Source organism: Pelobacter seleniigenes DSM 18267, from assembly GCF_000711225.1.
In the GTDB taxonomy this organism is placed as follows: Bacteria; Desulfobacterota; Desulfuromonadia; order Desulfuromonadales; family Geopsychrobacteraceae; genus Seleniibacterium; species Seleniibacterium seleniigenes.
In genome coordinates this window covers 671,583-698,358 of sequence record NZ_JOMG01000004.1, presented here as the reverse complement: position 1 = coordinate 698,358, position 26,776 = coordinate 671,583, and the positions used below count along the sequence as shown (strand labels likewise).

Sequence of the window (26,776 nt, the reverse complement as noted above, 5' to 3'; positions counted from 1 at the left end):
GGATCTCCTTACTGTTGAGGTTTCGCCGCCGCACTCGCGGTCGGCTCCGGCTTCGGCCGGGCGGCACTCGCCGCAGCTCCGGCTGCCGTGTTGTTGAACGCTTTCATGAAGCTCGAAAAATCGAGGGGGATGACTTCGGGGAGTCGACCGGTACGGTCACCGGCGTCGTAGTTGGGACTGGGCTTGGTGCGCATCACGCGCTGCCATACAGGCTTGCCGTCCTCGCCGGTTTTCATGTCCAGGTCGCAGAACAGGATCAGGTCCACCAGACCGGTGACCAGCTTCCGCGCCTTTTCCGGCAGCGTCGGCACGATGCGGGTGTGTTTGCCGGTCCGGGTCTCGATGTCCCGCTCTTGGGAGTGGGAAATCAGGATCAGCCCGTAGGGCAGAAAGGCGAGCTTGTTGATGACGCGCTGGAACTCGTTGTTGATCAGCGCGTAGCCCTTGCCGTAGCCCAGGTCGGATTCGTGCTCGATCTTGAATTTCTTGCAGACGTAGTCCGAGCACATCTTGTAGGCGTTATCCACCGTGTCGACGACAATGGTCTTGAACTCGTGCTTGCCCTCGGCGATTTCGGCGCAGGCCTGCAGAAGGTCGTCCCAGCAGGTGATCGGGGTCTGGAACACCTCCAGGGCGTTCAGGCCCGGCTCGGTCGCCAGGAACAGTGCGTCATCGGCCTTGGAGCACCAGGTGCTCTTGCCAATCTTGCTCGGGCCGTACACCAGGGCGGTGAGGTCCGAGAGCGTGTGTTTGGGTTTGCTTTTGGTCTTGGGAAGCATGGCTTCGTCTCCTTATGGTTGGGATTTCAAAACACCGGAGCGGCGTCTTCACCGGCTCCGTCCCGCAGCTCTTCGTGCGGGGCGATCCGTTGGAAATGGTTTTCGATGACGTTGGGGTTGCCGCCCGAGCGGCAGAGCTGGAAGTAGGCGCAGGGCCTTCCGTACTGGAAGCAGTAGCTGGTGTTGCGGTAGAAGGTGTTGCGCCGACGGGCGTCGAGCATGGCCTTGGAGAGTTCCCACAGCTCCGCCCGCAGTTCCTCGAACTGGTCGCGGGAGATGTAGAGCACCTCGCGATGGAACATGCCCACCTCGAGGTACTTTTCCTGGAGCCGCTGCTGGAAGGTGTCGTCGTCCTCCGGCAGCTTGCGCTTGGCGCTGCTCTTGCCGGTTTTCGACTTGGCGATCAGCTCCGCCCGGCGGGCCTCGAATTCGGCTTCGGTCTCACCCTTGCCCTGGCGCAACTTGGCCTTGACCAGGACGTTGTAGATGATGCCGCTGACCGTGATGCCGAGGGTCTGCTCCAGGTACCAGGCGTAGAGGATGATCTGGAAATCGGTCCACAGCCGCTCCAGGTAGCTGGCGTCGATCTGCGAGGCGGTTTTGTGTTCCAGCAGGAAATACTGGCCATCCTGAAGGACGATGCCGTCCACCTTCCCGGCGAGAATGAAACTGCGCGAGGTCGCCCCGGTCGCCGGGTTGACGATGGGACCTTCGAAGGTTTTCTCGAGCGCGACGACCTCGAACGCTTCGGCCGGGTAGTGTTCCGCATAGGCGCTCATCATGGCCCGGGCGAGATGCCAGTCGGCCTGTTGATGATCGTCCTGCGCCCGGTTCGGATAGGTACGGTCGATGTGGTCGAGTACCTTGGCCAGATCCCGCTCGCCGTGCCAGCACTCCAGGCAGTCGTGAATGACCGAGCCGAAGGCCAGATTGGGGTCGCGCTCGAGCGGCACCAGCTCATCGATGTAGCGCCACTTGCAGGCCATGCGGCAGTTGCGGAACAGCCGCCACATGGAATAGGTGGTGGTCATCAGCTCGCTCATACCGCCACCCCCGCTTCGGCGGCGGGCGCTGCGCGATGCTTGGAGGCACAGGCGCAACCCGACGGCTGGGATCGTTCGATCAGGACCGAGCGTTCGCCGTATTCCTTGGTGGCGAAGCCAGTGAAGATGCGGGCAAGGTCGCTGCCGACATCGGTGGAGGCGTCGATCACGCAGGTGCGGCGGGCCTTGTCCAAATTGAACCGGCTCTCCATCCGCACACGGGAACGGCCATGCAGGCTTTCGACGGCCAGCATCGCCAGCATGAAAGTGTCTTCCAGTTCCTGGGCCGGGACCGACTCGTCAAAACGGTACTTGTAGGTGTCGTGAGTCATGGTTGAACTCCTCTTTTGTTCAGGTTCTGATTTCCGAGGCCCCGGATAGCCGCACCATGCGGCACGGTGCTTACTTACCGGAGGCGGAGCCGATGCGTCGGAGATCACAGGTAGTCCTCAAGCCCGGCCTCGCGGAACGCGTCCCGGAGCTTGCTCAGCCGGTCGTAGAGGGTGGTTCTGGGAATGCCCATCTCTCGGGCGACTTCGGCCATTGTGCTGTCGTGCAGGCGCAAGCACAGATCCCGGAGCTCTTCCGGCAGCGAGGCGATAGCCTGGCCGAGATCCATGCGGATCTCATGGGCGAGGCGCTCTCTTGTTTCGCGGGTGCCGCCGCTCAGAGAGCCTTCGCTATCCAGGAAGTCGATCCGCTCGGTGGTGTCGCCCTCACCGTTGTCGAGGGGTTCGTTGAGTGATGTTTGGCAGAGCCGCCAGTCCCGGCATTGGGCGAACCGGGCCTCCAGAATGGTGGAGATGTGACGCTCGACGATCCGGGCCATGAAGGTGGTCTTCTTGGCCTTGGCGGGATTGAAATGCCGCATCCGCTGCAGCAGATCGATCATCAGTTCCTGTTCGAGGTCGGGTCTGTCGTCCTCGGTGAATCCGGCCTTGCCTACGAGTTGACGTGCTTTGTGCCGAATGAGGTCGGCGGCATACTTGTCGATGCCGTCGTAAGAATTCTGAGAAACCATCGGGGCCTCCTCGGAGCGAGGAGGAGGTCCGCGTGGGTGTCGGCACGGGCCAGATCACAGGACAAAGCTGTCGCGTGGGCGAAGGGGTCGCAGGTACGCCGCCAATTGCCGTATTCGGCTCGGCGACACCCACAACAGCCTCCGCCATGCGTCCAGCTTGTTGTCCAGTGTCTAAGGGTTCAGGTCGTTACGTGTTCAGGCTGCTCGTTCCTCGATGCGCATCAGGAACGGGAGACCGTGCTTGATCTCGAGCAGGCAGACTTTTCCGCTGCCCATCTGCGCGAGGTGCTCCAGCAGCGCCACGACCTCTTGCTTGAGAATGAAGTCATCCTGGTCGCGCTCGGGCCGGGGACCGCTCTGTCCAGCCAGCTTGATCTCGCGCTCAATGACCGTGTCAGGGGTGAGTTCCGGCTCGCCGTCGCGGACCGGAATGTTGGTGATGCGGCCGAAGTTGATGTCCTGCATCAACTCGATGAGTCGCCGCTTCGGTGGGGTGAGGTGTGCTTTATTGACTTGTGCCACTGCCAGTCTCCTTGTTCGGAAGTTCTGGCACGCCCGGTGGCCAACCCTGTGCTGACCAATAAAAAACGCCGGATCGCGCCTTCATTGGGGAAGGCGCTACATCCGGCGTCGCAATGGCTACATTTGGCGTAGCGGAAATTTTTTTTAGTTTTTTCTTCCTGGGTGGTCCCGGGTCATTCGTTGACTATCGGGCGGACCTCCCAAACGATCTCCTCTTCGGTCCGGTAGACCGGTTCGTTGCCGCACTTGATGGACTCCTTCAGGTGGGCGGCCAGCGGCTTGTCATACTTCTCCAGATACTTGATGGCTCGGTTCACGGCGTTCCGGAAGGCGTCACGGATGTTCTTCCGCTTGTCGTTGGATTTCCGGAGTTTGCCACCCAGACCAACCGCCTCATTGATTGCGGCGGTGATCTTTGTCATTTCGTCTTCAAGTCGCTGAATCTCGGCATCGTTGTTTTCTGCCCGGGCTTCTTCTATCTCTCGGAGAAGCTCGTGAGCCGTCTCCCGGTATTGCTCGACGGCCTTGCGGTCTGCAACGAAGCCGGTATCACCCAACGGAACCCCCTGGGTGACCTGAAAACCTTCGTCGGTTTCATTGGAGTTCAGGACCGCGTTGCAGCTATCGATGGCAAACCCGCAGACGATCTCGTAGACCGAGGTTTCCTTGTTCGGTCGTGCCAGGAGGAAGTTGATGTACTCGGCTCCTTTGTCGACACCCGTCACGAGCACCTCGGCGTTACCGTTAAAGCGTGCGGCCCAGACACCCCCGCGCTTCCTGAAGTAGTTGTCCGGCTGCTTCTGCTCGACCGGAATGGCTGGGACTGAGATCACCGATCCCGATTCATAGACCGTCCGAAGCAAGCAGTCTCCCGGCAAGGTGCGCTGGCGGATGGCCGTGATGTTGCGGGCGACCATGGTGTCCATCGCTTCGCAGACCTCCTTGGCATGGCGCTTGTAAAGGTCATAGACCTTCTGGGCCACGCTTCCGGGGTTCCCGTTCAGGTAGCGGAAGACCCGACTCACCTCGCTGAATCGAGCGATAAACTGGGTGATATCATCCTGATCACGGACCTGGTTGGCACGCTCCAGGTACGCGGCCGCCATGATCTTGTCCTCGTCCTTGCTTCGGCTTTGGGTGAAGATGTCGGCTTTGTAGGCATCAACAGGGTCATGCTGATCAGCCTTGGCAGCGATCACAGCAAAGCGCCGGTCGATGCACTGCGAGCAGGTGCCGCAGTGGGTATGGTGATTGGTCATCTCCCAGGTGTGCGTGCAGGTGGTCGATGCCGCGATCATCTCCTGGCACCCGGCTTTGGTAATGACCCCGACGACATCAGCCTTGGTCTTCCAGATGTAGGGATTTTCAATCGTGAATGGTTCGCCAGCCACCAGGCTGATGATTTCCTGGAAGCCTCGGATTACCCTGGGATGGGTGGTGCGCGTTGCCCGGCCGCCGACGACCTGGGCACAGACCGGCAAATTCAGACTGATGACGCCGTTCTCGTAGAAGCGGACGCTCTTCAGGTTGATCATTTTTGCGATGGTCGCCCCGATGGACACATAGAGGAAGGAGCGGCTGCGCTGGGTGTACTCGTAGTTCAGCCCCTTGTTCTTGTTGACGCGAACGCCTATGTGGAGCGGCGCGTTTTCCCCGGCCTTGTCGGCGATCATCTTTTCCAGGCGGCGGTGGCGCTTGTTGAGCTTCGGGGTTGACTTGTGGGTCACCAGGACGACCCGGTGTTTTTCGTTCAACACCTCGTCGATAGCTCCGGCCAGCGAATCCAGCCCGCCTGAAAACATCACCACCTGTTCCGGATAACCGAGAAGACGCCCGTCATCGTTGAAGTCCAGATAGCCCTGGAATGCCTGAGCCTCTTTCAGCTTGGTGAATCCGAAGTGATAGCTGTCATCAGACAGGAACCCAAGCGTCGAGCACAGGGCCTGCTGAATCTCCTCTCCATTCCAGAAGTCCGGGTTCCGGACCGGAATGATGAAATGCAGATTTCTCCGCCAACCGTGACCAAAGGAATCAACGTCATCGGCCCCACGGGGAATGGCCTGGTCGGCGCTGTACACGTAGGTGGCAATTTCGAGCAGATCCTGGAAGGAATCCGGCACGTCCTTGCTCATCTTTTTGTGGATGTCCTCGATGCGTAGGGTGATCTTGTCCGGCCCATCCTTGCCCCACAAACGCAGGCGCAAATCCCGCTCCGGGTTCTCCTCGATTCCGCTGGTCGGTGCGTTTCCGCAGATGATGTAACGCTTATCTTGCATCGGCTCGCGCTCCTTCTTTCAATTCGTCCTTCATTTTCTTCAGCGCATAGGAGGCGAAGCCGTTGGACGACTCCCGGGAGATGTCACCGCCTTCTTCGTATTTGTGCTTGGAAAACCAATCCGCCGAAAACTGTTCGACGATCAGGGATGCTTCTTTGCAGTGCGTGGTCAGGGCTTTCTCGAATTGTCCCATTTCATTCATGGTGGCAAAGCGCTGGCCTTCGCCCAGATGGGTCGCCAGCGTTTTTGACAGGAAGTAGTTCATGCTCTCGTTGGTCAGCTTGGCGAAGAACGTGCGGGACAGCTCGCCGAACTCCCGCTTTTTTCCGAGCGACGCCAATGCGGCCTGGACGTCGCTGGCGTCTGGTGCGAACAAGGAGGGCAACTTGGGAGAGATGTGTTCGACCAATGCTCCAACCAAGGCCCGCTGCGACATCTCACCCAAGTCAGAGCGGCTACCGTTGGACTCAATCTTCCGATCCATTGCCTCTGCAACAGCGGCGGCAACGTCGGGCAATGAGGTGTCCTGCGGCAGATTGATGCCAACCGACTGAAGGTGATCGTTGAAGTTGTCCTTCTTGGCAGCAATGGCAAGCTGGGTCATCAGCCATACCGCCTCGGTAAACCCCTCATCGTTGAGCACAAATGAGAAGGCCTTGTCAGCCGCCCGTATTGTGGCGTTTGCGATCTGGGACACGTCGGCACCGGCCGTGATCAGGCCGACCACCTCTTTCCATGCCCTCGACCTTGGAAGGCTCCCAAGTCTGACGTGCCCCATGTCGATCTCCTTATTGTTCGCGACCCTGCATCGTTATTCGGGCCTCCTGATGACGACGATGCTTCGGGCCTTACGAGCTTCTTTCTTCAAATAGCCTTTACGGACCAGTTGAGCGATCTGCTCGTGGGCGCTCGCGTGACTGATACCGAGGACTTCCGACAATTCTTTCACCGTTGGCGGCAACCCCTTTTCATCGATGATTTGGCAAATGACCATCAGCGTCCTGGCCTGCGGGTCGGTTATTTCCGATAACTTTTTCTTTCCCATGGCGATTGCTCCGTGTCATGGCCACTGAGCGGATTAGGCCCATCTTATGGTTAAAAAATATACGACCTGATGAATATCAGGTCAATCAAAAAAACAGGACTTTTCATCTGATTCCGTCATCTTGCACGTCCCTCCGGTAAGTAACGAACGCAAGTCCGGTTAAAGCCGGGCACAACCAGATAACCGACCAGAGGCGGAGCTGAGGCGGTTGTGGGTGCCATCGAACGCGCATCCCGACCGCCACCGTTTTCTGGCATTCACACCATCCAGCCCCCCGGTCCCACCGGAGGTGTTCGATGTTGGATGTACAGGAAATGAATGATGGGCCGGGGCTTGATGACCTTGGCGAAAACGGCAAACCCGGCCGCCTGTCGGGTGAGGCGAGGCTCCAGTCAGCCGCCTCGATTCTGGCCACGGCGGTCCTGCGCCGAAAGGCCAAAAAAGCATTTGTGGGCAATGAGTTAGATGTTTTCGAAGATTCTTCCCCTGTGCTCGGAGAAGGACTTGATTCATTGCCGGAACAGAGCATTCATTCATGACAACTCGTCCGGAAACCAAAATAAGGAGTTGAAAATGAATGAGTTACAGAACGCCGCCACCGGCGGCAAGAACCAGGACCGAACCCGAAACTCGGTTCTTCGGCAGATGGCCCTGCTGCAATCCATGTCCCTGGAGCAGCTCCGGGAAAAATGGCTCGACCTCTATGGTGAAGAGCCGCCCCAGTACAAGAAGCAATTCCTCATCAAGCGGCTGGCTTATCGCATCCAGGAGCTTTTCTACGGCGGGCTGTCCGAGCAGGCCAAGGTCCATCTCCAGCAGGCCGCCAAGGAGGACCCGGTCGCCACGGTCAATCGACGCATTCCAGAAGAGCGGAAATCGAACGAGGCGATCCTGCCCGGAACCAGACTGGTGCGAGTCTGGAACGACCGGCGCTATGAGGTGACTGTCCTTGCCGATGGCTATGAGTTCGAAGGCCGCACCTTCCGGTCGCTCAGCGCGGTGGCCAGAGAGATCACCGGGACCAGGTGGAACGGCAAGGTCTTTTTCGGGCTGAAGAAGGTTTACGGCAGAAAAGCCGAGGGAGGGTCGGATGCTTGATAACAGCAATGTCGCGCCGGGAAAGAACAAGACCCTGCGCTGTGCCATCTACACCCGCAAGAGCCACGAGGAAGGGCTCGAACAGGAATTCAACTCGTTGGATGCGCAACGGGAATCGGCGGAACACTATATCGAAGCCCAGAGAATGCGTGGCTGGACGGCTCTGCCGGATCGCTACGACGATGGTGGTTTCTCGGGTGGGAACATGGAGCGCCCGGGGCTGCGCCGACTGCTGGCGGACATCGACGCCGGGAAGATTGATGTGATCGTGGTCTACAAGGTCGACCGACTGTCCCGCTCGCTGCTGGACTTCATGAAGATGATCGACCTCTTCAACGAGAAGGGCGTCAGCTTCGTCTCGGTCACCCAGCACTTCAGCACCACCGACCCCACCGGCCGAATGTTTCTCGGCATCCTGATCACCTTCGCCCAGTACGAGCGGGAGGTCATTGCCGAGCGTATCCGGGACAAGGTGGCGGCCGCCAAGCGCCGGGGGAAATACTGCGGCGGCGTGCCCATCTTCGGATACGACGTTGACCGGGATAATAAGAAGCTGCTGGTCAACCCCGATGAGGCCAAGACGGTGCAGTACATCTTCCGCCGCTTTATCCAGATCGGCTCGGCCAAGAAGCTGGGCCAGGAGCTGAACGAACAGGGTTACCGCACCAAGGCCTGGACCACCAAGAAAGGCAAAGTCCGTGAGGGCTCCGAATGGAACACCGCCCATATCTACCGGCTGCTCAACAACCGGATCTATATCGGCGAGATCGCCCACAAGGACCGCAGTTACCCCGGCGAGCACGAAGGGATCATCGACCGGGCGACCTGGGACAAGGTGCAGGCCATCCTGGAGGACAACAAACCGGTCAAGGTATCCATGGCCAGAACCAAAATGGTCGCCCCGCTGAAAGGCGTCATCCGCTGCGGCCACTGCGGATGCTCGATGGGACCGACCTACGCCCGCAAGAACGGCCGCCACTACACCTATTACATCTGCCAGAAGGACAGCAAGCGGACCGTGAGCCGGTGTCCCCTCAAACGAATTCCCGCCGGGGACATCGAGCAGGCCGTGGTCGAGCAGTTGAGCGCGGTGTTCCGCACACCGACGCTGGTGGCCAAAACCTACTTCGCCGCCCGGGACATCGAGCAGGCGGAGCGGGAGCGTCTGTTCAAGCAGAAAGCCCAGCTCGAGATGGAGCTGTCGCAGGCACGGGAGCAGGCACTTGAACTGATGAAGCCCGGCAACGATCAGCCGGGCAAGGCCGAGATGCTGACGACCGTCAACCGCCAGGCGGTCGAGCTCTCGAAACAACTGACCCATGTGAGCGAGCGCTGCAGAGCCTACCAGGGGAACAGCATCACGGAACAGGATGTGTCGGAGGCCTTCCAGAATGTGGAGGGCTTCTGGGAAGACCTTTTCCCGGTGGAGCGGAATCGCCTCATCCGCCTCCTGGTGGACAAGGTGGAGATCCGCGAGACCGGAATCGACATGGAGCTGCGCACCAACGGACTGACAACGCTCATCGCCGAGCTGGCTGGTCTGGCATGCGAAGTCACTGAACGGAGGACAAACCGATGAAAATGAAGCCGACCATTACCGTTGCCGACAACGGCAACCTGCAGATCCACATCCCGATGCTGATCCGGCGCATGCGCGGCCGCAAGACGGTCATCGCTCCCCAGGCCCTGGATGGAGAAATCACCGGAGCGCAGGAACCGGTGCAGTCCGCCGTCCTCCAGGCGCTGGGCAGGGCCTTTTCCTGGGCCGACATCCTCGAATCCGGCCAGATCAAGTCCATCAGCGAGCTTGCCCGTACCCTCGACGTCGATGGCTCGTATGTGGCCCGCATTCTCAAGCTGACGACCCTGGCCCCCGACATCGTCGAAGCCCTGATCAACGGCGAGGAACCAAACGGGCTATCGCTGGCCAAGCTGACCCAGACCTTTCCCGAGGACTGGGCCGAGCAGCGCCGCCAGTTCGGCTTCGCCACCGACTGACGACCGGACCGGAGACCACCACAGAGAGCCGACCATCAGCGTCGGCTTTTTTACTTTAGGGGGCAGGAAACCGGAGTTGACCACGCTTCTTTTCATGGCCGAGGCGGGCGATTTCGAAAAAAACGTCCGGTTGCGGCATCGAACGATGACCTAAGACAACCGCCCAAAATGGCAATCAGCCGCAAACCCATATCAATCAAGGATGTAGCTTTCCGGACGAGCTTCGGACTTGGTCCGGAGAAAACAGAGAATCAGGGGCCAAACAGAGAAAGAAAGGCTGGAAGATGGGGAGAATCGATGGTGCGGAGAGGTGCTTTGGAAAGATGTGAAACGGGCGCAAACCCTTTAGAAACAAGGGGAAAAAGAAAACCCGTCACCCCGGAGAATGACCCCAGAGAGACGGGTTTGTCTTTTCTAAATGGTGGAGGTGGCGGGAATCGAACCCGCGTCCGAAAGCTTTCCACGTAAAGCTTCTACATGCTTAGTCTGCATATTAATTTAACCGGTAGAAGCTCCCACAGACAGGATATTCAACCGACGAGTCTGCTTTAAGTTTCGCCCTCAAGCCACAGACTTTCTTGAGGACTATCCCACTGCTTTACGTTTCATGTCCTACATGGGCGATAAGTCATGAAACGTGGTCGCTTAATTAAGCGGCCAGTGCGTAACTAACGTCAGAGTCTGCGTTTAGTTAAGTTGGGCTTTGTTTCGGAGCCAGCCCACTCCGGCATGCGACTTTCGTTTCCGTCCCCCGTCGAAACCTTGACACCCCCAAATCGTAAAAATGTTTATTTTCTAATCTGTTATCGATTTACTGTTCAAGCATTATCTCATACTTAAACGGACTTTCCAAGCGCTAACATCAGCGGACAGCGTTCTTCATGGCTTTGGCCATTTCGCGGTCGGCCTCCTTGCGTTTGATGGTTTCCCGTTTATCATGCAGTTTTTTGCCCCGGCCCAGCCCCAACTCCATCTTGATGTAGTTGTTTTTGAAATAGATTTTGGTCGGGATCAGTGCCAACCCTTTCTGTTCGGTCTGACGGATCAGTTTGTCGATCTCGACATGATGCAGTAACAACTTGCGCATCCGGGTCGGTTCATGATTTTCCCGATTGCCGAAAGCGTATTCCGGGATATTCATATTATTGATGAACACCTCGCCGTCCTTGATGCGGCAGAACGATTCCTTGATATTCACCTTGCCGTCACGGATCGACTTGACCTCGGTTCCGGTGAGCACAATGCCGGCTTCAAAGGTCTCCTCGATGAAATAATCGTGGTAAGCCTTTTTGTTGGTGGCGATGATCTTGATTCCCATGTGACAGTGGCTTTCCTAGGATTCGATGGCAATGATACGCGGCATGTAAGCTTCTTTCTGCAACTTCCTGGTCAACAGACGGATGCCGAAGAAACTGACGACCAGACAAAAGGAGCCGAGCAGTGCCGAAAGCAGCGAAGGATCGATGCTCTGGCTTTGTTCGCCAAGATATTGTCCAACCAATGCGCCCGCCAGCAGGGCGATGACCGGGATGATGTACAGCATAAAGGACGATTGCAGAAAATTGCGGGTGCTGGTCACCACTTTAACCCGATCGTGCAGCTTGGCATCGACCTCGTTAACGGCCTCAATCAGCATGGTCTCCTTGTCCTCCCCCATATGGCAGGATTCCATGGACGGGCAATGCTGGCAGGCACTACTCCGACCGCACTGGACAATGGCCACCCGGTTATCCTTGATATCAACAATGGTTCCGTGTTCTTCAATCATAATTTACAACTTCACTGTATGGGTTATCCGGTTGTTTGTGATTCCAGTTTAACCCTTCAGGCGATTCCCGACAACAAGGGCTGGCCCTGATGATAGATCTGCACAATATCATCCTGACAGCCAGGCGCTACAAAATAATCGAAAATATCTTTCCCGGCAACAGTTGATTTTGGTTGCAAGACTTGAAACCTTGCCGGAATGCCTGCCTTTAAAGTCCCAAACTCGGCTTGCAGACCGAGAGCTTCGGCCCCTCCCCTGGTCGCCAGGGTAAACAGGGTCGGCGCATCGATCTCATCACCGAAGCAGTGTTTGGCGTAGGCCATTTCATCCCAGATCGACAAACTGGCGCAACTGGCCAGACTGTCAGTCCCCAGACAGAGCTTGACCCCGGCCCGCAACAGCTTCCCTACCGGCGCAGTGCCGACCTTGAGGCGAGCATTGGAACGGGGGCAGAGGGCCAGGCGCATCTTTTGCGCGGCGAGAAGTTCGATTTCGTCGTCCTCAAGTTGTACGCCGTGAACCAGCAGGTTACCAGGGAAGAGCCCGCCCGCCTGCTGCAGATAAGCCACCGGCCGCAGCCCGGTTGCGGGGGGAATAAATGTTTCCCAGCCGATGGCAGGATAAAAGCGTTCGGCCATGGCCCCCCTGCTCTGCTCGACAAATTCCACCTCTTCCGGCGATTCAGCCAGGTGGGTGGTACAGGGCAGGCCCTGCCGTTGACAGCGTTGATAACTTTCGTGCAGATAATCCCGGCTGATGGTGTACGGTGAATGGGGCGACAAACCGACATTCATCTGCCCGATCCGCCGGTCGACAAGGGCCTTGTCCAAACCGTCCTTGAGTCTGAGGATCACCGCAGGGTCGCGGCCGAGGGTTTCCAGATAGAGACATCCGCCCAGCCGGGTCCCGATGTAAGCTTCCCGCGCCGGGTGATGAGCAAGGATATCGCCGACCGCGCCGGTTCCGGCAGCCAGGGACAGATCAATACCATTTTTCAGGGCTAGAGCATATTGTTTGCGATCCAGATGACGCTTGGTGCGGATCAGCTGCAGCAGCCAGTCGACAAAACTGCTCGGTTCCGTAGTCTCCCCTGCCTGTTCGGCCCATTGCGGATAATCGGTCAGTTCCAGGTGGGTGTGGGCATTGACCAGCAATGGCACCAGCAGGCCATTATCGAAATCGACAATATCAACCCCGCTGTACTGACGCAGCAGATCCGTTGCCCGGCCGAGGGCCTCGATGATGCCGTCACGAACCAGCAACGCCCCGTCTTCAATGGGCGCGGCATCACCGGTGATCAGATATTTCCCCCGATACAGACGTGTCATTGTGCGGTTGCGCTGTCCTTGCTGCCAGCGAGAAGCGTTTCAATGGCCTGAAGCTGTTCCTGGGCTTCGGGTTCGGCGCTGACAATGGCGCATTGTTCAGCCAGCACTGTATTCAGGATATCAACAGTAGTCAGCGGATTGGCCAGCACTGAACGGAATACGGTGACCTGCTCGCTGCCGTAGCGGGAACAGCGCAACCGGGTCCGCGAGACAAAGGTCTTGCCCGCCTCGCGCTGGATCTTCTGCACGGCCTGAGTCAAAGCATCCAGATGTCGGTTAACCTGCTGCTGCAGCTCAAGGTCAAGACCGGGCATAAGTGCCTGCAGCCAAGCCGGATGATAGCGATAAGTCAGGATATTCAGTTCCGGCGCGGAAATCAATTCGAAGTCGGGATGCTGGTTGATCAGCTCGGCAAAACACCGGGCCTTTTCAATCCCCAGGTCGATGAGCAGCTCATAGCCCTTACGGCCGATGATCGACAAGCCGGCATGGACCAACAACGCCTTGCCCGGCCGGGACCCTTCCAAAGTGTGGCTGCCGAGATCCTTGGAGCCATGGCGGAGGATATAGTTGGCGTGGTGTTCGATAGCGGTCAGGGCATGGGGATCTTTGAACAGCACCATCCCGGCCCCCATGGGGACATAAAGTTGCTTGTGGGCATCGATGGTGACGGAATCGGCCCGTTCGATCCCGGCCAGCAATGAGCGATGGGTATCGGAAAACAGGGTCGGACCGCCCCAGGCTGCATCGACATGAAAATGACAGCCGATCTCCTCGGCAAAATCCGCCAGCTGCTCCAGCGGGTCGACATGGCCGGTTTCGGTGGTGCCGGCAATACCGAGCAGCCCCAGCGGCCGAATGTTGCGGTCGCACAGCTTACGATATTCCTCACGCAGCGCGCGCATGTCGATGCGATTATGATCGTCGGTATCGATAAGCACCAGATTGTCGCGGCCGATAGCCAGCAAGTCGGCAGCTTTGCCCAGGGAGTAGTGCGCCCGACGCGAAGCCAGAATCGCCAGGCCTTCACAGCCCAAATGCTGCAATGCCTTGAACAGCCCTTCCTGGGCGATTCCGCGGAACTCCCCGCTGGGGGCACAAAGACGATTACGCGCGACCCAGAAGGCGGTGGTATTGGCAATGGTGCCACCGGAGCAGAAGGCACCGAGAGCGTGGTCACTGTCGTGAATCCAGCGCTGGTAGAAGCTATTATCCTGCCGGTAAATCAGATTGTGCAACATAGCGAGAACCTGCCGTTCAAGGGGAGTGAAGGCTTTGGAGGTCTCCACCTTGACCAGGTTCTGATTAAGGGCGGTCATGATCCGCGACAACGGCAGCATAAAATACGGTAACGCCGAAGTCATATGGCCGACAAACCCCGGTGCGGCAGTGTGGACCGACTGGGCGACCAGCTTCTCTTTAACAAACTTTGTGTATTCGGAGACAAAGGTCGGATCTTCCGGGACAGCGGCGCAGGAAAAATCCTTCTCAATGTCCTCCAGGCTCCGTTCCAGAGCGACAATGTGTTTCTGCAGAAATTCCGCCACATTGCCGGTGATGGCCTGATCGATCTTACCGAGGGTCGAATCGGGCGCTTCCGGAACCGTGAAAATCCGGTAGAGCGTCTTCAGGTTGGCAAGGGCGGTCTCAGTCATCGCTCGGCACCAGGAAGCCGTTATCAATCAGTCGGGTCGATCCGAAATAAACCGCCATCAGCAACACGGAATCGCCATCGACCTGCTCCTGCTCGGCCAAACTGTACTGATGGCAGATTTTGAGGTAATCGATGCGCGCTTCGGGCTGGGCAATGATCCGCTGGCTCAGGTCCGCCAGGATAACGGCACTGGCTGATTCGCCCGCCGCCACCAGTTGCCGAGCTTCGGCCAGGCCTGCCGACAAAACCAAGGCCTGCCGACGCTGCTCCGCAGTTAAATAAACATTCCGCGAACTCATGGCCAGGCCATCGGTTTCCCGGAAAATTGGCATGCCGACAATGTCAACGGGCAGGTTCAAGTCCGCAGTCATCCGTCTGATCACCGCCAGTTGCTGAAAATCCTTATTTCCGAAGATGGCGACATGGGGCTGGATGATATTGAACAATTTGCTCACCACTGTGCAGACCCCGCGAAAATGCCCTGGTCGACTTGCTCCACACAGGGTCTCGGTCAAACCTTCAACCTGCACATAGCTGGCGTAGCCCTTGGGATACATTTCCGCCGCACTCGGCGCAAAAATCACGTCCACACCAGCGGTTGCAGCCAGCTCGCTGTCATGCTGCAGGTCGCGCGGGTAATCCTCGAAATCCTCACCCTGGCCGAACTGGGTCGGGTTGACGAAAATCGACAGTGCCAACAGGTCGCCACGCTTGCGCCCTTCCTGCAACAATGACAGGTGTCCCTGGTGCAAAAAGCCCATGGTCGGGACAAAGCTGATCCGCCGCCCGTCCTGCCGAGCCGCCCGGCTCCAGGACTGCATCTCTTGAACGGTTTGCAAAATCTCCATGAGAGCAAATCTTCCTTATTTAAATGAGTGCTCAGCGGTCGGGAACTGGCCGCTTTTGACGTCTTCGATATAGTGATGGATGCCCTTGCTGATGGTGTCGGCGATATCGGCATAGCGCTTGACGAATTTCGGTGAATATTTATCGCACAGACCAAGGATATCGTGAATCACCAGCACCTGACCATCACAAGCGGGACCGGCACCGATCCCAATGGTGGGAATGGTCAGGCTCTCGCTGACCTGGCGGGCCAGGTCGCGAGGGATGGCTTCCAGAACCACAGCACAGGCGCCGGCCGCTTCCACGGCCCGGGCATCTGCCATGATTTTACGGGCCTGCTCTTCCTCACGTCCCTGGACCCGGAACCCACCCATCCGGTGCACCGACTGCGGAGTCAGCCCGATATGGGCGACAACAGGGATATCGATATCGACAATGGCGCGGATGGTTTCCGCCATGGGTTCGCCCCCTTCCAACTTGACCGCATGGGCGCCGCCCTCCTTGATCAGGCGGCCGGCATTGCGGCGGGCATCAGGGATATCGATCTGATAGGTCATAAACGGCAGGTCAGCAACAATCAGGGCCTGCTCGCTGCCGCGCACAACGGCACGGGTATGATAAAGCATTTCTTCAAGGGTGACCGGCAGGGTGTTGTCGTAACCGGAAAAGACCGAACCGGCTGAATCCCCGACCAGAATCATATCAATCCCGGCAGCGTCCATCAGCCGGGCAAAGGGATAATCGTAAGCGGTCAGCACACTGATCTTTTCGCCACGTTGTTTCATTTCTGCCATATCAAGGATAGTCCTGCGTTTTTTCACGATAAATTCCTTTTCTAAAACAAAAAATGCCGTTCGCCGAAACGAAAGGCACACGCAGAGCGGACAAGACCCTGTGATCTATCTTTCAATACCTTCCGTCCCGGTCATTAACGATCCAGGCGGTATGTGTTTCGGAAGACATTCGCACATCGACTCCAGTTCCTGTACCGGGTCAGCTACCGTCTTCCGGGAAAAAACGATCCCGGTATAACACAGTCATAATCGACTGTCCAGATCTTTTGAAATTCCTGTCAAGAGCTCGCCAAGTTGCCGTCAAAGCAGCAAGAGAGCAAATATAACAATGTGTTATTTATGCTGATAGAAAAATAAAGACTCTCCCGCTCCGAAAAAGAGAACGGAACAAACAAAGGACAGCCGACTGATCGTGGCGGCATCCGTTGTCAAATTTCGTTTTAAACCTCTTTCCAGGCCAGGTCAACAAAGCTCGCAAAAAAGGCCTCAGGAGGCAGGCGATACTGCCGCCTGAGGCCGGGTTATACCTGTCGAAACATGAACAGGCTGTGAAAAAGCTCAGCTCAGCTGGTCAACAACCCTTCCAGGGTGCGCAACAACACCGTAAAGGGGTGGAAGGTGCCCGGGTCTTCTCCTAACAGACTCTGGCGCAGCTCTTCATATATCCTCATTTTCTGCCGCCTGATGCTGAAAAAAGTTTCCGGGGAGTCCGGCTGCTCAAGAGCAACCTGCTGGACAATCCGCACATTAACCGCCTGCAATGCGCTGAGCAGCGATTCGCGGGCACGCCGGTCCCAATGGTCCCGCACCGGCACCGAACCGATCAGCTCAAGCACCGCAGCACCTTTGACCTTATCATCGACCAACACCTTAATCCTGGCCAGCTGATCCAGCTTAAGACCCGAAGATTCGACCATGCAGAGCAAGGGCAGGAAGTCAACCAAAGAATCGAGGACCGCAAACCTGAAGGCCACATCCCGGGGCAAACCCTCTTCTTCAAGGCAAGTCTGCCGGTCCTGGCAGTCCTGCCATTTTTCACTGCTGAGGGTACTTGACAGCGCACCGGAATAATGGTCCAGCTGCTGACCGATTCGAGCCAGCTCCTGCTCACTGGTCGGGATCGGCATACCGTTGCTCAGTGCATAGCTGCAGAACGAGCTCAGCAGGCTCTCCAGCTGCAACAGCAGCTCATGTTGCCGCGCTGCCGGCATTTCATTGTCCAGACTATAAATAGCCTGGCGTAAATCGCGCCCTTTGAGAAGACTGTCGAAAATCAGGTAGGCATTGGCAACCTGCACCTGACTGCAACCGGTGATCCGGCTGGTGGTCTGGAGAAAGGTGCCCCCGGCCTGGTCGATAACCCGGTTGGTGAGCATGGTAGCAGTGATTTCCCTGGCCAAGGGATGGTTTGGCAGGACATCCCGGTAGCGGTCAACGACTTCCTGGGGAAAATACTCCAGCAGCAGATTATGGATAACACTGCTCTCCGGCAATTTGGAATCCAGAACCGACCGGAACAGGAACATTTTGCTGTACGCCAGCAACACCGACAACTCGGGCCGCAACAGCCGCCCGGGCTGCCGGGCGGAGACATCTTTCCGGCTCGGCAGAAACTCGCCGCGGCGATCGAGCAGGCCGGAACGGCCGAGCCGGTCGATCAGCTCAAGATACGGATCGACGTCTTGCTGACAACGGACCTGATCCAGGGACAACGCCAGGGTCTGGGTGTAGTTGTTGCGCAGCACGTCCTGGCAGACCGTCTCTTCGATTTCATCCAGCAGTTGATAGCCTTCCTGCAGATCCTTAACCTTGCCCTCGCTGCGCAGTTCCCGAAGCAGGATCTTGAGGTTGACTTCATGGTCGGAGGTGTCGACCCCGGCGGAGTTGTCAATCGCGTCGGTATTGATCCGCCCACCCTGCAGCGCATATTCGATCCGCCCAAGCTGGGTCAGACCGAGGTTGCCCCCCTCACCCACCACCTTGGCGCGCAATTCGACCGCATCGATCCGGACCGCATCGTTAGCACGGTCGCCAGCGTCTTCATTGGTTTCCGTCGTGGCTTTGACATAGGTGCCGATCCCGCCATTCCAGAGTAGGTCGATCTGGGCGGTGAGCAGCAGCTTGATCAGGCCGGGCACGTCAATACTACCCTGCCTGGTTCCCAAAAGCTGAGCCACCTGCGGAGAGAGCGGAATCTCCTTGAGCTGACGCGAGTAAACGCCGCCACCCTCGGAAATCAGCTCGCGATTGTAATCATCCCAGCTGGAACGCGGCAGATTGAACAATCGTTGCCGTTCCCGGAACGAGATCTCCGGGTCCGGATCCGGGTCGAGGAAAATATGCCGATGGTCGAATGCAGCCAACAGCTTGATTTTCCGTGACAGCAGCATACCGTTGCCGAACACGTCCCCACTCATATCGCCAATACCGATAACGGTAAAAGGCTCGCTCTGAATATCGTGCCCCATTTCCCGGAACGAGCGTTTGACGCTCTCCCAAGCCCCGCGGGCAGTGATACCAAGCTTTTTGTGATCATAACCGTGGGAACCGCCACTGGCAAAGGCATCACCGAGCCAGAAGTGATAAGACTCGCTGATCGCGTTGGCGGTATCGGAGAGCTGTGCCGTACCCTTGTCAGCGGCGACAACCAGATAGGGGTCCTCATCATCATAGGCGATGATCCCTTCCGGCCGCACCACCTGGTTGCCGACCCGGTTGTCGGCCAGGTCGAGCAGGCCCCGCATCAGGGTCCGGTAAGCATCCTTGACGTAGCCGGTCATGATGTCGCGATCCGGACTGCTCAGTTTGCTGACAAACCCGCCTTTGGAGCCTTCCGGGACGATGACGGCGTTCTTGGCCATCTGCGCCTTGACCAGACCGAGAACCTCGGTACGGAAATCATCCGGCCGGTCCGACCAGCGGATACCGCCGCGGGACACCTTGCTGCCGCGCAGATGGATCCCCTCCATGGTGGCGGAATGGACATAGACTTCGTAGAGGGGGCGTGGCGCGGGCATATCGATAACGCCTAGCGAATTGACCTTGAAGGACAGGAAATAATCATCCTGCTGGTAGCGCTGATAGAAATTGGTGCGGATGGTTGAATCCATCAGGTTGAAGAGGGTTCTGAGAATCCGGTCCTCGTTGGGATCGCTGACCTCTTCCAGGGCGGTCACCAGTTCCTGGCGGATAGGAGAGAGAACCTCGATTTCCCGCACCATGGGATCGGACCACTCCGCTGCCGGCTTGAAGCGCCCTTCAAAGTAACGATAAAGCAGCAGGGCGACCTTGGAGTTGTTGACCAGGGTGTCGGCGACCCGACGCTTGGTGAAAGGGCTGCCGAGTTGGAAATAATAATTGCGATAGCCGCGGAACACGTCAATTTCACGCCAGGACAGGCCGGTCAGCGGCAACAGCCGATGCAGGTAGTCGTTCTCCACCTCGCCCTTGCACAGTGCCGTGAGGGTGGCAATGAGCAGGTCCTTGATCGCCGTAAACGGCAGACACTTGTCTGAATCAAGGCGGATAGCGAAACTTTTGATATGCACCCGCTCGCTGCCGATCTCCAGATCAGAATCGATTTCATGCAACACATCCAGATTCAGATTCTGCAAAAACGGCATCAGCTCATTCAGATAGCTGCGCTTGAAACTGTAATACTGCAGCCGATAGTAATCATCCTGCTCATGAAAAGGTCCCCAGAGATCGAAGATATCCTTGCGCTCCCGGCACAGCAGTTCAATGTTGCGCACATCGCGGACCGCTAAGCGTGGGTGATTACGGGTTCGATAGTCCTGATGAAAGGCCTTGCTGTAACGATCCCAGATGGCAAAGGAATCGTCGGCGAATTGTTTTTCGAGCAGTTCCCGGAACTTCAGCTTCCAGGGCATGGCCAGTCGGGTCAGCCCCTGCTCCAGTTGGATGAGATCAACCTGAACCTGGTTCTGGGTCAACAGCAGATTAATATGCATGCTCAGGTAGTCCGAAGCCATGTGAATCAATCGGGATTCGACCCGCACTGCCTTGAAGTAACGGCGCACATAGGTTTCCATGCGCTCGATGTGTTCCGGCAGATAATATTCATTGGGCATGATCAGCAACAGGGTCAGTCCGTTTTCGGAGGCGCTCGGCGCAATCACCACCTTGACCCCGGCCTGGCGGTGCATCTGGGTGAAGGAACGCAGCATCCGCCGCAGTTCGTCATCCCCCATCAGGAACAGCTCAATTTTCGGGAAGCTGTTGATAATCTGCACGGTTTTCCGGTAATTGTGGCTGTCTCGATGGATTTTCAGCTGTTGCTGAACCGTTTCAATACGCCGTCGCAGGGCCGGGATCGAATAGCTGGTTTCATCGACGCTTTTCTGGGTGTAGAAACCCCAGAAGCAGTGTTCCCGAAAGGTTCCGTCGGCAAGCTCTTCACGAAAGCCCAGATAGGTCAGTCGCTCAAAGCGATGCAGCGGGCAATACAGGTCGGTTTTTTCCAGATCGACATCTTTGCCGTGGCCAAGCAACGGGAAGACCTTTTCCGCAGTCAGCGGAACAGGTGTCGTATCCTGATAAAAGGGGTTCTCGTAAAAATCGGTCAGGCCAAGCGCCCGGGAGCTGTCTTCTTTGAAAGCGTCGACTTGAGCTCCGGCCACATAGGTGAAGGTACGGCTGGCCACCGGGATGAAATTTTCTTCCTGTAGCCATTGATAAAGATCACGATAACGGTCCAACCCTTTGATATTATTCAGTGCCGCAAACTGGCGCAGCATGGCCGGACGATCCTGATAAATCTGCACCGTGGAAGCGATAACGGTGCGTACGGCATTTTCAAGTTTTTCGGTCAGGCGCGCCGGGAAGCGTTGCAGCTCGATCCAGACAAAGGATTCCCTGGGCAACTCGCTGTCCGCTTCAGCCAGACGTTCCAGCACCGGGCCTTTGCGATCAACGGAAAGGATCGGGTGACAAACCACCCGGAAATGAATTGAACGACGGTGAAGAAATTCCTGTAGAGAGAAGAAGATATGGTTGGCATCGGGAGAGTTGGCAAACAGGTAATAACGGCCCGGTTCCTGTTGCGGAACCATTTGGACCTTAACTCTGTCATCCCTTCGCTCCAGAAACTTACTCGCCTGAACAAGGTCCTGGACCAGTGTCTCCAGGCTTAGCTGGTTGAGGATGTTGGACGGAATCTCCTGGCGCAGGATGCGCGCCAGCTCGAGATTGAGGGACAGCATCCTGGTTTCACCCAGACGGTTCAGCTCCTGCTCGATATTCTCATCTTGAAACTGCTGCTCTCTCTGCTCTGACGTACGACCTTTGCGGGCCACAGTCACCTTCATGCTCGACTCCCTGTTTCATCATTGAATAAGGGGAAAAGATCAAGCCACGGACGGAATTACCCGCGGCGACGTTCGAATCATAGACCAGTGAAATAGGCTTATCAAGTCAGAGAGCAAATAAAATTTAAGAGCGGCTAAAAAAAGCGCGAGTCAGGGCGGAAAACTCCTCCAGGTGGAGAGTTTCGCCCCGTCTGCCGGGGTCAATTCCGGTTGTGTCCAGCGCGATGTCGATCTCCGCGGCCATAAAACCGGCCCCCTGCAGACTGTTGCGCAGGGTTTTGCGGCGCTGGGTAAACGCCCCCTTGACAACCTTCCGGAACAGACCCTCATCAACCGGGTCGACCCGCGGTGTAACACGACGCTGAAAATGGAGTACGATGGAATCGACTTTGGGTGGCGGGTTGAAGGCCCCGGGCCTGACCAGGGTGACATTGCGCAGGTCAAACCAGAGCTGACAGAGCACAGACAGGATACCGTAATCCTTGCTACCCGGCGCAGCCAGCAACCGTTCACCGACCTCACGCTGAAACATCAGCACCAGGCGTTCGAACAGATGGCGGTACTCCAGAATCCGAAACACCACCTGACTGGAAATATTGTAAGGCAGATTGGCCACCATGATATAAGGAGGCTGGTTGAACAGCTCTCCCCAGGGCAGCTTGAGGACATCCCCCCCGTGAACGATCAGACCGGGATCGCTGCGCTGGTTGAGACGTTCAATCAGGTCACGATCGATCTCCATGACTTCCACCTGTGCGGCCAGCGGCAACAGCCGGTCGGTCAGGACCCCAAGACCGGGGCCGATTTCCACCACCCGCTGACTGCCGTCAAGGGCGGCGGCGGTCATGATTTTGTCGATCACTCCCTGATCGTGCAGGAAATGCTGACCGAAACGCTTTTTAGTGCGATATTCCATGGTTATTCAGGTTTCTGGCGCCGGCGCGGCCAGCGTGGAATTTTCCATTGGCGCAGGCTGGGAATGAATCTGACGGTCAGTGAATAGCCGATGATGGACGCCGGTATGCCCAGCACCAGGCAACCAAGCAGTAACGGCTCGCCGACCTGAACACCCATTTTCCAACTCAGATCGGCACTGAAATCAGGCGAGCCGATGGATGGGTATCCGAGGAGAACGCGGCCGATTTCGTATTCAAGGCCGTAAATGAATGGGGCGGTCAGCGGATTGGTCACCCAGACCCCGATAAAAGTTGCAATCTTATTCTGCCGCAGCAGAAAAGCGAACAAGAGAGCAAGGATGATCTGCACCCCGAAGGTCGGTGTAAAACCGATGAACAGACCCAGGGCCATGCCGCGAGCGACGGCATCCGGTTCGGACTGGATGCGCGCCAGTCGAATCATATTCAATTTAAATTGTCTGAAGAAACCCCAGCGTCGCCACATAACTCAGAACAACCTCAACCCCGGACCTGTTCCAGCGGCCAGCTGGAAACAGCGTTCAGGTCAAGTCCGGAGCGCTGTCCGCGCGACAGGTAGTAATCCCCTGCCACCGCCAGCATGGCGGCATTATCGGCGCAAAGCCCGGGAGATGGAAAGATAGCTTCAAGACCCTTTTCGGCAGCCAAACGGGTCAGGGTCGCACGCAGACCTGAATTACAGGCAACCCCGCCAGCCACCACAATCCGGCACAACCCTTCCGCCCGCGCGGCACGGATGATCTTCCGGGTCAGGACATCGACCACCGCGGTTTGAAAGGCACAGGCAACCTGAGCGATATGTTGGTCATCCGGCCGGTTTTCAAGTCCGTGCAGATAATTCAATACCGCTGTCTTCATGCCGGAAAAGCTGAAATCGAAATTGTCTTTTTTAAGTAGCGGTCGCGGGAACACGATTCCCCCGTCATCCCCGGACTTGGCCAGGCGGTCAATAATCGGGCCGCCCGGATAACCGAGTCCGAGCATTTTAGCCACTTTGTCAAAAGCTTCCCCTGCAGCGTCATCAACAGTGCGGCCCAGCAAGCGGTAACGGCCGATTCCGTCGACCCGAAACAGATGGGTATGCCCGCCGGAAACCGCAGCGGCCAGAAAGGGGAATTCGACCTGCCGTTCAAGCTGAATGGCGAGGATATGACCCTCAATATGATGTACCCCGATCATGGGAACACCCAGGGCATAGGCATAGGCCTTGGCAAAGGACAGGCCGACCAGCAAAGCGCCGATCAGACCCGGCCCCCGGGTGGCCGCCACACCCTCAAGCTGGCCCGGTTTCACACCAGCATCCGCCAGCGCCTGAGCCACCAGGGGATTGATCACTTCGAGATGGCGGCGCGAGGCCAGTTCCGGAACAACTCCCCCGTACACCGCATGCAGATCAACCTGGGAGGATATCAGGTTGGAGAGCACCTCCGCGCCATTGCGGACAACTGCGACGGAGGTCTCGTCGCAGGAACTTTCAAGAGCCAGCAGCAACATGTTATTTCATCATTCCATTCATTCCATTACAGCAGATTCGCTGCCAGTTCGGCCAGGGCCGACCGCTCTCCCTTGCTTAAGGTCGTGTGTCCGGCAATATCATGCCCTTTCAGTCGTTCAACAGCATAAGTCAATCCGTTACTGGCCGAATCGACATAAGGATTGTCGATCTGGAAGGGGTCGCCGGTCAAAATAATTTTAGTCCCCTCCCCAGCCCGCGTGATAATGGTCTTGATCTCGTGGGGAGTCAGGTTTTGCGCTTCATCGACAATCATGTACTGCTTGGGGATCGACCGGCCGCGAATATAAGTCAGCGGCTCAATCTCCATCAAGCCCAGGTCGATAAGTTCGCGATAGCCGCGTTTTCTTTTGCCGGCTTCATCGTAGGAGGACAGCAACAATTCCACATTGTCAAAAATAGGCTGCATCCAGGGAGACAGTTTTTCTTCGATATCGCCAGGCAGAAAACCGAGATCGCGCCCCATGGGGAACACCGGGCGGGACACCAGCAGCCGATTATAAGCGCCTTCGTCGGCAGTTTTCAACAATCCTGCCGCAATAGCAAGCAAAGTTTTCCCGGTGCCAGCTTTTCCAACCAGTGAGACCAGCTGCACATCGTCATTCAGTAACAGATCGAAGGCGAACTGCTGTTCGCGGTTGCGGGCGTGAATCCCCCAAATTCCCTCTTTGGGAATTTTCAGCAACGGAACAATTTTCTTGCCGACGCTGTCGTAGCGGCCGATGGCGGTATGCGAGGGGTTGGTCTCATCAACCAGGGTTATCCCCTGATTGGAGTAAAACTCGCCGGTCACTGCCAGCGCCCCCTGCTCATAAAAAAGGTCAACCTGTTCGGCCGGCACCAGCTGTTCGGTCGTCCCCGTGTAAAGATCTTCCACCGGGATCTTGTCATTCTGATAATCTTCGGTGCGTAAACCGATGGTATCCGCCTTGATCCTTAGGTTGATGTCCTTGGTGACGAAGATCACCGGGCCGTTCGGAGAATTCTCCTGCAGATCCTTGGCCACCGCGATAATCCGGTTATCGCCACGATCAACGCGCAGCTCCGGCGGCAGTTTCTGCATCAGCTCTTCTTTATAGATCGCAACCCGCAGCACGCCGCCATTTTCCAGCGGAACCCCCTCTACCAGTTTGGCCTGGAGACGAAACTCATCGATCATCCGCGAGATGTGCCGGGCATTGCGGCCGGTTTCACTTTGATCTTTCTTAAACCGATCAATCTCTTCGATCACCGTCAGCGGCAGAATCACGTGATTGTCGGAAAACTTCAGAATAGCCTGGGGATCATGAAGCAGCACATTGGTATCAAGAACGTAATGTTTTTTCATAGTCGAATAATATCCTCTGGAAAGCCCGTCGGGACAGCTGGCCGAAACCGGTCAGAGCGACCCGGCGCAGCGGCTGATTCCGTCAATGGCCTTGATAAAGCGGGCGATATCATCTTCCCGGGTGAAGTAGCCGGGACTGACTCGGACACTCCCGGTGGGGAAAGTACCGATACTGCGGTGCGCATCCGGAGCACAATGCAGTCCAACCCGCACCGCGATCTGCTGCTGATCAAGCAAGTAACCGATCTCAGCCGGATCGCGACCGTCAATATTGAATGAAACCGCGGCTCCTCTCAAGGAAAAATCCTTGCTGCCATAAATTGTCAACCCGGGGCACTGCTCCAGACCACGGACCAATTGTTCAACCAGGGCCTGTTCATGGGCCCGAATCGTTGAAATCCCGGTTCGTTGAACGAACTCCAGCGCAGCGTGCAGTCCGGCCAAACCGGGCATATTGTAGGTCCCGCTTTCCAGTCGTTCCGGCAATTCGGCCGGCTGATGCACAGAATGAGAATTGGCGCCGGTGCCGCCGTAAAGCAGCGGGGTCAGTTCGATCCCTTCCCGTAAATAAAGAAAGCCGGTTCCCTGCGGTCCGAGCAGCCCTTTGTGACCGGGGGCGGCGAACAGGTCGATCTCGAGCGCGGCCAGGTCAATGGGAACCGCGCCGGCCGATTGCGAACCGTCAACCAGCAACAGGACACCATGTTCATGGCACCAACTTCCCAGCCCGACCAGATTCTGCAGCGTTCCAAAGACATTGGAGCAATGATTAATCACCAGCAACCGGGTCGGCTGTTCCAGACAAGCGCGGTACAGATCTTCCCTGGCAACAAGGCCGGTACAAGGATCAGCCGCAACCTTGACCACCTCAACATCTCGCTCCGTCAAGGCCTGCAAAGGCCGGGCAACGGCATTGTGCTCAACGCTACTGGTCACCACCCGGTCACCCGGTCGCAACAGCCCAAACAGGGCCTGATTGATAGCCATGGTCGCATTGAAGGTGAAGATGAAGCGGGCCGAATCAGGACAGTGAAACAGTTCCGCCAGCAACTCCCGGGTCGCAAAGACCAACTGATCGGCGGCCAGACTGGTCCGATGGGTCCCGCGACTGGCACTGCCGCCATGTCTTAACGCCAGGTCAACCGCGCGATAGACCTCTTCCGGTTTAGGGTGGCTGGTGGCAGCGTTATCGAGATAAAGCAGTTTTTGTTCAGACATTGGGTATGACTCTGTTCGGATGCCAAAACCTGCGTGGGTCTTGCTGATTTTCAGGAACGATTCGGTCACAGAAGTTAAGAACTGCGGCAGAATACTGAATATTCATTTGCACGACAAGCATAACTGCCTCTTTTCACCATTATTGTTGATTGCCGGACAAATGTCACCCCTGCACTCATTTTGCCAAATCCACCCGTCCGCCCGCGTTGCGGGGCTCTCGATAAAAGCTCCGATATTTAAATTTTCAAACTTGACAACCCCCATATGTAGTAGTCTATATTCTA

At 57.0% G+C, this 26,776-nt stretch carries 24 protein-coding genes and 1 other RNA gene; 4 read left to right on the top strand and 21 right to left on the bottom strand.

The window, feature by feature from the left end; genetic code table 11:
- Positions 1-8 precede the first annotated feature (8 nt).
- The 8 genes from N909_RS0120180 to N909_RS0120145 form a co-directional block, all read right to left on the bottom strand.
- On the bottom strand, positions 9-779 hold the full coding sequence (locus tag N909_RS0120180; RefSeq protein ID WP_022661692.1) for an ATP-binding protein: 771 nt from the start codon (positions 777-779) through the stop codon (positions 9-11).
- A gap of 26 nt (positions 780-805) precedes the next feature.
- Positions 806-1,822 carry a PD-(D/E)XK nuclease family protein gene (locus N909_RS0120175; protein ID WP_029917938.1) on the bottom strand — a complete coding sequence of 339 codons (1,017 nt, stop codon included), beginning with the start codon at positions 1,820-1,822 and terminating at the stop codon, positions 806-808.
- Positions 1,819-2,154, bottom strand: coding sequence for a hypothetical protein (locus N909_RS0120170; RefSeq protein WP_029917937.1), 336 nt, complete (start codon positions 2,152-2,154; stop codon positions 1,819-1,821). The genes N909_RS0120175 and N909_RS0120170 overlap by 4 nt, the downstream gene beginning before the upstream one ends.
- A gap of 104 nt (positions 2,155-2,258) precedes the next feature.
- Complete coding sequence (locus N909_RS0120165; protein ID WP_029917936.1) at positions 2,259-2,843, bottom strand: sigma-70 family RNA polymerase sigma factor; 585 nt, start codon at positions 2,841-2,843, stop codon at positions 2,259-2,261.
- 195 nt (positions 2,844-3,038) lie between these two features.
- Positions 3,039-3,365 carry a hypothetical protein gene (locus N909_RS0120160; protein ID WP_028577538.1) on the bottom strand — a complete coding sequence of 109 codons (327 nt, stop codon included), beginning with the start codon at positions 3,363-3,365 and terminating at the stop codon, positions 3,039-3,041.
- A gap of 173 nt (positions 3,366-3,538) precedes the next feature.
- Complete coding sequence (locus tag N909_RS0120155) at positions 3,539-5,641, bottom strand: 7-cyano-7-deazaguanine synthase (protein WP_029917935.1); 2,103 nt, start codon at positions 5,639-5,641, stop codon at positions 3,539-3,541.
- Positions 5,631-6,419 carry a hypothetical protein gene (locus N909_RS0120150; protein WP_029917934.1) on the bottom strand — a complete coding sequence of 263 codons (789 nt, stop codon included), beginning with the start codon at positions 6,417-6,419 and terminating at the stop codon, positions 5,631-5,633. Before N909_RS0120150 ends, N909_RS0120155 begins: the two co-directional genes overlap by 11 nt.
- 33 nt (positions 6,420-6,452) lie before the next feature.
- Positions 6,453-6,686, bottom strand: a complete 234-nt coding sequence (locus N909_RS0120145; protein WP_029917933.1) for a LexA family protein — start codon at positions 6,684-6,686, stop codon at positions 6,453-6,455.
- Between the two features lie 296 nt (positions 6,687-6,982).
- Between N909_RS0120145 and N909_RS0120140 the strand changes: the two genes are divergently transcribed.
- The 4 genes from N909_RS0120140 to N909_RS0120125 are packed head-to-tail and all read left to right on the top strand — an operon-like array spanning position 6,983 to position 9,782.
- Positions 6,983-7,225: a hypothetical protein gene (locus tag N909_RS0120140; RefSeq protein ID WP_029917932.1), complete on the top strand. Its 243-nt coding sequence runs from the start codon at positions 6,983-6,985 to the stop codon at positions 7,223-7,225.
- A gap of 34 nt (positions 7,226-7,259) precedes the next feature.
- Positions 7,260-7,784, top strand: coding sequence for a DUF2924 domain-containing protein (locus N909_RS0120135; RefSeq protein ID WP_029917931.1), 525 nt, complete (start codon positions 7,260-7,262; stop codon positions 7,782-7,784).
- Entirely contained in the window at positions 7,777-9,363 is a 1,587-nt protein-coding gene (locus N909_RS0120130) for a recombinase family protein (protein ID WP_029917930.1), read from the top strand. Before N909_RS0120135 ends, N909_RS0120130 begins: the two co-directional genes overlap by 8 nt.
- Positions 9,360-9,782, top strand: coding sequence for a hypothetical protein (locus tag N909_RS0120125; RefSeq protein ID WP_011700568.1), 423 nt, complete (start codon positions 9,360-9,362; stop codon positions 9,780-9,782). Before N909_RS0120130 ends, N909_RS0120125 begins: the two co-directional genes overlap by 4 nt.
- A 419-nt stretch (positions 9,783-10,201) precedes the next feature.
- On the opposite strand, the gene ssrA is transcribed toward N909_RS0120125, so the two are convergent.
- From ssrA to N909_RS0120065, 13 genes are all read right to left on the bottom strand, one after another.
- Positions 10,202-10,555: a transfer-messenger RNA gene (gene ssrA / locus N909_RS25105) on the bottom strand.
- Positions 10,556-10,644: 89 nt separating this feature from the next.
- On the bottom strand, positions 10,645-11,100 hold the full coding sequence (gene smpB / locus N909_RS0120120; protein WP_029917929.1) for an SsrA-binding protein SmpB: 456 nt from the start codon (positions 11,098-11,100) through the stop codon (positions 10,645-10,647).
- Between the two features lie 15 nt (positions 11,101-11,115).
- Positions 11,116-11,550, bottom strand: coding sequence for a SoxR reducing system RseC family protein (locus tag N909_RS0120115; RefSeq protein ID WP_029917928.1), 435 nt, complete (start codon positions 11,548-11,550; stop codon positions 11,116-11,118).
- Positions 11,551-11,606: 56 nt separating this feature from the next.
- Positions 11,607-12,878 (bottom strand): amidohydrolase family protein, encoded by a 1,272-nt coding sequence (locus N909_RS0120110; protein ID WP_051689983.1) that lies wholly within the window; start codon positions 12,876-12,878, stop codon positions 11,607-11,609.
- Complete coding sequence (panP, locus tag N909_RS0120105) at positions 12,875-14,533, bottom strand: pyridoxal-dependent aspartate 1-decarboxylase PanP (RefSeq protein ID WP_029917926.1); 1,659 nt, start codon at positions 14,531-14,533, stop codon at positions 12,875-12,877. Before panP ends, N909_RS0120110 begins: the two co-directional genes overlap by 4 nt.
- Entirely contained in the window at positions 14,526-15,380 is an 855-nt protein-coding gene (panC, locus tag N909_RS0120100) for a pantoate--beta-alanine ligase (protein ID WP_029917925.1), read from the bottom strand. Before panC ends, panP begins: the two co-directional genes overlap by 8 nt.
- A 15-nt stretch (positions 15,381-15,395) precedes the next feature.
- Positions 15,396-16,199, bottom strand: coding sequence for a 3-methyl-2-oxobutanoate hydroxymethyltransferase (panB, locus tag N909_RS0120095; RefSeq protein WP_029917924.1), 804 nt, complete (start codon positions 16,197-16,199; stop codon positions 15,396-15,398).
- Positions 16,200-16,735: 536 nt separating this feature from the next.
- Positions 16,736-21,499 carry an NAD-glutamate dehydrogenase domain-containing protein gene (locus N909_RS0120090; RefSeq protein ID WP_051689982.1) on the bottom strand — a complete coding sequence of 1,588 codons (4,764 nt, stop codon included), beginning with the start codon at positions 21,497-21,499 and terminating at the stop codon, positions 16,736-16,738.
- A gap of 124 nt (positions 21,500-21,623) precedes the next feature.
- On the bottom strand, positions 21,624-22,415 hold the full coding sequence (rsmA, locus tag N909_RS0120085) for a 16S rRNA (adenine(1518)-N(6)/adenine(1519)-N(6))-dimethyltransferase RsmA (RefSeq protein WP_029917922.1): 792 nt from the start codon (positions 22,413-22,415) through the stop codon (positions 21,624-21,626).
- A 2-nt stretch (positions 22,416-22,417) separates the two neighbouring features.
- The gene (locus N909_RS0120080) at positions 22,418-22,900 is read right to left on the bottom strand and encodes a DUF2062 domain-containing protein (RefSeq protein WP_029917921.1); all 483 of its coding nucleotides are present in this window, start codon (positions 22,898-22,900) and stop codon (positions 22,418-22,420) included.
- A 14-nt stretch (positions 22,901-22,914) separates the two neighbouring features.
- Positions 22,915-23,928: a tRNA (adenosine(37)-N6)-threonylcarbamoyltransferase complex transferase subunit TsaD gene (gene tsaD / locus N909_RS0120075; RefSeq protein ID WP_029917920.1), complete on the bottom strand. Its 1,014-nt coding sequence runs from the start codon at positions 23,926-23,928 to the stop codon at positions 22,915-22,917.
- A gap of 26 nt (positions 23,929-23,954) precedes the next feature.
- The gene (locus N909_RS0120070) at positions 23,955-25,274 is read right to left on the bottom strand and encodes a PhoH family protein (protein ID WP_029917919.1); all 1,320 of its coding nucleotides are present in this window, start codon (positions 25,272-25,274) and stop codon (positions 23,955-23,957) included.
- Between the two features lie 51 nt (positions 25,275-25,325).
- Positions 25,326-26,492, bottom strand: a complete 1,167-nt coding sequence (locus N909_RS0120065) for an aminotransferase class V-fold PLP-dependent enzyme (RefSeq protein ID WP_029917918.1) — start codon at positions 26,490-26,492, stop codon at positions 25,326-25,328.
- Positions 26,493-26,776: the final 284 nt, after the last annotated feature.